Annotated in this window: 3 protein-coding genes; 2 read left to right on the plus strand and 1 reads right to left on the minus strand. The window is 72.0% G+C overall.

The features are described from left to right. Positions 1–772: DNA-processing protein DprA (locus HUV01_RS14030; RefSeq protein ID WP_174298833.1), on the plus strand; the 772-nt coding region annotated here is incomplete at its 5' end. Between the two features lie 70 nt (positions 773–842). Beyond that, entirely contained in the window at positions 843–2,972 is a 2,130-nt protein-coding gene (locus tag HUV01_RS14035; RefSeq protein ID WP_174298834.1) for a transglycosylase domain-containing protein, read from the plus strand. Positions 2,973–2,992: 20 nt separating this feature from the next. Here HUV01_RS14035 and HUV01_RS14040 read toward each other — a convergent pair. Next, positions 2,993–3,308: M48 family metallopeptidase (locus tag HUV01_RS14040; RefSeq protein WP_174298835.1), on the minus strand; the 316-nt coding region annotated here is incomplete at its 5' end.

Here is a 3,308-nt window from a genome sequence, read left to right on the forward strand (position 1 = left end):
CCGCCGCGAACCGGCGCTCGTCGGGCGAGAGCGGTACGGGCGGGGCCTCGCTGCGGTCGCGCGACGGCGCGTGCCCGAAGACGTCGGCCAGCCCGCGGCGGACGGTGCGACGGTCGTGTCGGGGCTGGCGCGCGGCATCGACACGCAGGCGCATGTCGGCGCGGGCACCGCGACGGTCGCGGTGATCGCGAGCGGCATCGACGTGGTGTTCCCGCCCGAGAACGCGGCGCTCCAGCAGCGGCTGGGCGACGATGCGCTGCTGGTGGCGGAGCAGCCGCCCGGCACGGAGCCGCGAGCGCGCCACTTTCCCTATCGCAACCGCATCATCGCCGGCCTCGCGCAGGGGACGGTGGTGGTGGAGGCGGTGCCCAGGTCGGGCTCGCTCATCACCGCGCGGCTCGCGGCGGAGGCGGGGCGCGAGGTGATGGCGGTCCCCGGCCACCCGCTCGATCCGCGCGCGCAGGGATGCAACCTCCTGATCCGCGACGGCGCGACACTCGTCCAGTCCGCCGCCGACATCCTGGAAATGATCCGTCCCATCGACCCACGCTCGGTCCGCGCGCCCGCCGGCCGCTACTCGGCGCCGCCAGCCGATGCGAGCGATGCCGATCGCCGCGACGTCGCCCGGCTGCTCGGCCCCGTCCCGGTCGCGGTCGACGAGCTGATCCGCCAGTCCAGCCTGTCGCCGGCGGCAGTGCAGACGGTGCTGCTCGAACTGGAGCTCGCCGGTCGGCTGGAGCGTCATGCCGGTGGCCGGGTTAGCGCGGCTTGAGGCCGGGCGTCGCCATGGCGGTCGGCACGCTTGTCGGTAGGGGACGAACCCGGTAGTCGCTCGGGGGTCCATGCCCAGCGCCCGCTCCCGCTCTCCCCGTTCCTCCCGTTCTCCCTGGCGGCGCCGTTTCTGGCTGGCCGTGAAGGCCGCGTTCGGGGTGGCCGTGCTCGCCGCGGTCGCGCTCGGCGTCGCAGTGTACATGGCGGAGGGCCAGCTGCCGAGCTTCGAGGAGCTGAAGTCCTCGCCCAACGGCCAGATGGTCCGCGTCCATGCAGCCGACGGCACGGTGATCGTGTCGCTAGGGCCGAGCTATGGCGAGTGGCTGTCCTACGATCGCATACCGGCGGTGATGCGCGACGCGGAGATCGATACGGAGGACCGGCGTTTCTACAGCCATCCCGGCGTCGATCCGATCGGTATCGGCCGCTCGATCCAGGTCCGGTTCCAGCGCGGCCACTGGGTACAGGGCGGGTCGACGATCACGCAGCAGCTGGCGCGCAACGTCTTCCTGAACAGCCAGAAGAAGTTCGGACGCAAGTTCCGCGAGGCGATCCTGGCGCTCGCGCTGGAACGCAGGTTCACCAAGCAGCAGATCCTCGAGCTCTACCTCAACAAGGTGTACTTCGGCGGCGGCGCCTATGGCATCGACGCCGCGTCGCGCAAGTTCTTCGGCCATGGCGCGGACCGGCTGAGCCTGGGCGAGGCGGCGGTCATCGCCGGTCTGGTGAAAGCGCCCTCGCACTATTCGCCCAGCGCCGATCTCGACGCCGCGAAGGGCCGCGCGGGCGTGGTCCTGTCGCTGATGCGGCGTGCCGGCGACATCACGGCGACCCAGGCCGGGGACGCCGATATCGGGAACGTATCGTTCACGCCCGAGCCGCGGCAGAACAGCGTGCGCTATTTCACCGACTGGGCGCTGCCGCAGCTCGATACGCTGATCGACGAGAAGGACCGCCCGCTGGACGTCTGGACGACGCTCGACCTGTCGATGCAGGGCGACGCGGACGACGCGATCCGCCGGAACGCGCCGCCCGGCGCACAGGGCGCGCTCGTCAGCCTCGACCGCGACGGCGCGGTACGCGCGATGGTCGGCGGCACCGACTATGTCGCCTCGATCTACAACCGTGCGACCCAGGCGGTGCGCCAGCCCGGATCGTCGTTCAAGCTGTTCGTCTATCTCGCCGCGCTGGAATCGGGCCGCAAGCCCGAGGACACGGAAGTCGACGAGCCGGTGACGATCGCCGGCTGGAGCCCCCGCAACGACAGCCGTCGCAACTCCGGCCCGGTCACGCTGCGTACGGCCTTCGCCTATTCGCTCAACACGGTGGCGGCCAAGCTCGGGCAGGGGGCCGGCTTCCAGACGGTGGCGGATATGGCGCGACGGTTCGGGATCACCACGCCGGTCAACACCCACCCGTCGATGGTGCTGGGCACGTCCGAGGTGCGGCTGATCGACATGACGCGCGCCTTCGCCAGCGTCGCCGACAAGGGCGTGGCGACCACCCCCTATGGCATCACGCGCGTCACCGCCGACGGCCAGGTGATCTACGAGCATCAGGTGGACCGCAGCCATGTGCTGGTCGCGCCCTATGTCGCCGCCGAGATGACCGACCTGCTGCAGACCGCGGTCAACACCGGCACCGGCAAGGCGGCGCAGATCGGCCGGCCGGTCGCGGGCAAGACCGGCACCACCTCGTCCAGCAAGGACGGCTGGTTCCTGGGCTTCTCCAGCGGCATCACCACCGGCGTATGGATGGGCCGGGACGACAACCGCGCGATACCGGGTCTGCATGGCGGCACCGCCCCCGCCCGCGCCTTTGCCGCCTATATGAGCCGCGCGGTGGCGAGCCGGCCGGTCGAGCAGTTCGACACGCAGGTGACGCTGCCCGACATGCAAGTCGAGCCCGACGACGAGGCCTATGGCCGTCCCGACAACGGCAGCATGGGCGCCTTCGTCGACGAGGACGGCAATCCGGTCGGACAGGACGGCGGCACCGCGCCGGCCGACACGCCCCAGCCGTTTGCCGCCCCGCCCGCCGCTCCGCCGGCGCAGGACGGCGTCGGACCCGCCGCCACCGCGACCGTGCCGCCGCGGCTGGATCAGGACTGGATAGACCGCGTCACCGGCCGCGACCGCCGCGATGCCCCGCCCGTGCGAGCGCCGCGCGTGGCCCGTCCACAGGCGCCGGACGGGTATTAGATCCCGTCATTCAGCCCCCATCACCCGACCGGCTTGGACGGTTCCCTTCCCAGCCAGTGCAACGTCGCGCCATGCTCGCGCAGCCACGATCGCGCCGGCTCGGGATCGGCGCCGTACAACCGCTCGACCAGCGCGTGAAAGGCGGGGCCGTGGTTCATGTGGACGCGATGCGCCACCTCGTGCGCGGCCACCTGCCGGCGGACCGGGGCGGGCGCGCAGACCAGCCGCCAGCTGTAGCGAACCGCCCCGGCGGCGGAGCAGCTGCCCCATCGTCCGCGCGGATCGCCGATCGCGACCCGCCCGACCGCCACCCCCGCCAGCGCCGCATAGTGGCTC

This window comes from Sphingomonas bacterium, from assembly GCF_903643035.1.
Classification (GTDB): domain Bacteria; phylum Pseudomonadota; class Alphaproteobacteria; order Sphingomonadales; family Sphingomonadaceae; genus Sphingomonas.

Bases quoted from the DNA above. Each gene is read 5' to 3' on its own strand.
- HUV01_RS14035 (WP_174298834.1), top strand. From the start codon at position 843: ATGCCCAGCGCCCGCTCCCGCTCTCCCCGTTCCTCCCGTTCTCCCTGG.